General features: G+C 55.9%; 3 protein-coding genes. All 3 read right to left on the reverse strand.

The features are described from left to right. Positions 1 to 758 (reverse strand): ornithine cyclodeaminase (locus Q0216_RS05935; RefSeq protein WP_298593721.1); only part of this gene is annotated, 758 nt, incomplete at its 3' end. Positions 759 to 1063: 305 nt separating this feature from the next. Beyond that, positions 1064 to 2665: an amino acid permease gene (locus Q0216_RS05940; protein ID WP_298593725.1), complete on the reverse strand. Its 1602-nt coding sequence runs from the start codon at positions 2663 to 2665 to the stop codon at positions 1064 to 1066. 306 nt (positions 2666 to 2971) lie between these two features. After that, complete coding sequence (locus tag Q0216_RS05945) at positions 2972 to 3358, reverse strand: hypothetical protein (protein ID WP_049342000.1); 387 nt, start codon at positions 3356 to 3358, stop codon at positions 2972 to 2974. Between the last annotated feature and the right edge of the window lie 143 nt (positions 3359 to 3501).

Consider the following 3501-nt stretch of genomic DNA (forward strand, 5'->3'; position numbering starts at 1 on the left):
AACACGGTGGAGCGGTCCAGAATTTCGCTTTCCAGCTCAGTCTTGCCGGGGCAGTCGCCACCAATGGCGTTCAGGTGCACGCCGGGCTTCACCTGGCGGTCCAGCAGAACCTTCGCCTGCTGCTTATCGGCGGTGCAGGTGGTAATAATGTCGGCGCCCTCAACAGCCTCGTCCACGTCCTTAGCCAGGTGGATGCGGAAGCCCAGCGGCTCCAGGTTGCGGCGGAACTTCTCCATCGCGTGCGAATCAACGTCGTAGACGGACAGGTCCTCAATGCCGAGCACAGCGCGCATACCCAGCGCCTGGAACTCAGACTGAGAGCCGGTACCAATCATCGCCATCTTCTTCGAGTCCTTGCGTGCCAGGTGCTTAGCAACCATGGCGGACACGCCGGCGGTACGCAGCGCGGTCAGCAGGGTCATCTCAGCCAGGAACACGGGGTAGCCGTTGTCCACGTCCGCGAGCAGACCGAACGCGGTCACGGTCTGGAAGCCGCGTGCCGGGTTCGACGGGTGGCCGTTCACGTACTTGAAGGAGTAGGTGATGTTGTCGGAGGTGGGCATCAGCTCAATCACACCGAAGGGGGTGTGGGAGGCGACGCGCGGAATCTTGTCGAAGCTCTGCCACTTCTTGAAGTCTTCTTCGAGGAAGTCGACCATGCCGGCAATGATGTTGCCTACGCCGTCCTTCTGAATCCACTTCGCCATCGAGGCGACGTCAACAAATTCCACCGCGTGTGCGCTAGGACGTTCAGTCATGATTTTCTCCTTTGAATATCTGCACAAAACTTCTTTGTGCATCTGGTGGTCACTGCGGATATCTATTATCTCAAAATATATTGCAGGACACACCGTATTAGAAATGCTGTAAATATGTACTTTGCTTTATGTATTACACGGATGTAATACGGAAGCGATCACGAAAAGACGTGTAGGGAGGGGGTTCCAGACTCTATTGGCTAGAGTCTATTGGCGAGGGTCTAGCGGCTAGGGTCTAGAACCCCCTCATTCGCCGTCACCGGGATTTCACCGGAATATCATCGAGATTGGAGGCGCCGGTCGGGTTAGCTACCCTTCGGCTTGTTATCAATCTCGTCGTTCAGCTCGTCCAGGTCAATGCGGGTACGAGGCTCATGGATAAGCTTCTTCACCACGGGGCGGGCAGCAATCACAGGCACGGAACCGGTGTAGCCTTCACGGACGCGAGCAACCTCGTTGACGCGGTCACGAACCATGTACCAGCCGATAATCAGCAGCGGGATAACCAGCAGCAGCGATGCCAGGGTGTAGGTGCCGACCGGGTAATCCAGAGCCATCAGCACCAGCACAGCAGCGAGGAATACCATCACAGCCCAGTCGCTGAAACGACCGCCGGGTGCACGGTAGTTGGGGCGCTTGTACTTGCCCTCACCGACCAGCTTCAGGTACTTCTGGTGCGACATTGCGATAGCCGCCCAGCTAGCCATGGTGCCCACGGATGCGATGTTCAGCACGACCTCGAACGCCTGCTCGGGAACGAAGAAGTTCAGCACAACACCGAAGAGGCCAATCACACCGGTCAGCAGAATACCTGCCACCGGAACGCCGGAGCGGGACACCTTAGTGGTGAACTTCGGTGCCGAACCTGCAACACCCATCGAGTGGAGGATACGGCCGGTGGAGTACAGGCCAGCGTTCAGCGAGGAAGCAGCCGCGGTAATAACGACCAGCTGCATAATCGGTGCGGTACCGTCAATGCCGATAGCGTCAAAGAAGGTCACGAACGGCGACTCTGCGTCCTTGTACGCGGTGTAAGGCATGAGCAGGCAGAGCAGAACCACGGAACCAACGTAGAAGATCGCAATACGCCAGATCACGGTGTTGATAGCGCGGGGGATGACCTTCTCAACGTTCTTGGTTTCACCACTGGTGGTGCCGACCAGCTCAATACCGGCGTAGGCGAACACAACGCCCTGAACCACAATCAGAGCGGGAAGAATGCCGTTGGGGAAGAAGCCGTCATTGGCAGCGATGAGTTCAAGGCCGGGGCGGACGCCGTTGATGGGTTCACCGAAGACCAGGTACCAGATACCAACTGCCATGAAGGACAGCAGGGCAAGAATCTTAATGAGTGCGAACCAGAATTCCAGCTCACCGAAGAGCTTCACGGAGATGAGGTTCAGAGCCACGGTGACGATAACGACGATGAATGCGCTAAGCCACTGGGGAATGTCTGCGAAGAACTGGTTGTATCGCCCGAACCAGCTGATGTAGATGGCGATAGCGGTGGCGTCTGCAACGGCAGTCATTGCCCAGTTCAGCCAGTACAGCCATCCGGATACGAATGCGGCCTTTTCGCCGTAGAATTCGCGGGTGTACGAGACGAAGGAGCCCGAGGAGGGGCGGTGAAGGATCAGCTCGCCGAGGGCTCGAAGAATCAGGTAGCCGAAGAAGCCGATGACGGCGTAGATGACGGCGAGCATGGGGCCCGCGTCCTGCAGGCGGCTACCGGTGCCCAGGAACAGGCCGGTACCAATTGCGGAACCGATGGCAATCATCTGGAGCTGACGTGCGCCAAGCCCCTTGTGGAAGCCTTCCTGTTCGTGTGCGAACGGGTCGTCTGTGGGGGGCTTGGTGTACTGATCCGCTGCAGAAGTCTGCGGGTTCTTGTTCGGTGAGGTGCTCATGCTATACCTCCTTGGATAGTTACGTCTAAAGAACGTGTTGCACGAAATGTGGTTGGGAACACGTCTGTGGGTTATAACGACTATAGCACGGCAATTTAGCTATATATAATACGCGTCACGTAACAATTTATATACATATAATGCATATCTTATAAATATATTTGGTTCATGTTGTATTGTGTGGTTTTAATTGTTTTGTGAAATAGATTATTTGAACTTTGAGTCTAAAAAATTAATTCCCCCACCACCGCACAGCACAAGAGCACCCACAACGGGGTGCTCCAGCAACATATTCAAAACGGAGGCTTAGCCCTCCATCAGGCGGTCAATCTTCGCCCGCAACGCGCGCTCACGACGATTCAACCACCACCAGCTCGGCCAACGCATCAACGACTTACGACCCACCTGCACGACCGAGGGGAGCTTCGCCTCCGCAAGCGCCACATCAATCTCGTGGTCACTCGCGCCCTCATCACGCATTTTCTCCATCAACTCAAGGGATTTCGCCATATCGCCATGCCCCAAAACATGCCGACTCTTACGCTCCAGAACCTCATCCAACTGGGCGCGCACCGGGGCAATAGCCGCCGCATTCGGATGCTCACGCTCAGCACGACGCTGCGCCTGGCGGGCACGCTTCTCACGCTTCGCGTCGAGCTGTTTCGGATTATTTTTAGCGCTCGCCTTGCTCATGGGAGGATCCTTTCGTCGCGTCCGGGTGATGTGTACGCTGACCTGCACGCACAGAAGACATCAAGTCATTAACACCTCTACTTTACCGTGGTATTTCGCGGAACTTTCGCTGCAGTAAACCCAAAAAAACCCACAAAAAATTA

This window comes from uncultured Rothia sp. (assembly GCF_937976295.1).
Classification (GTDB): domain Bacteria; phylum Actinomycetota; class Actinomycetes; order Actinomycetales; family Micrococcaceae; genus Rothia.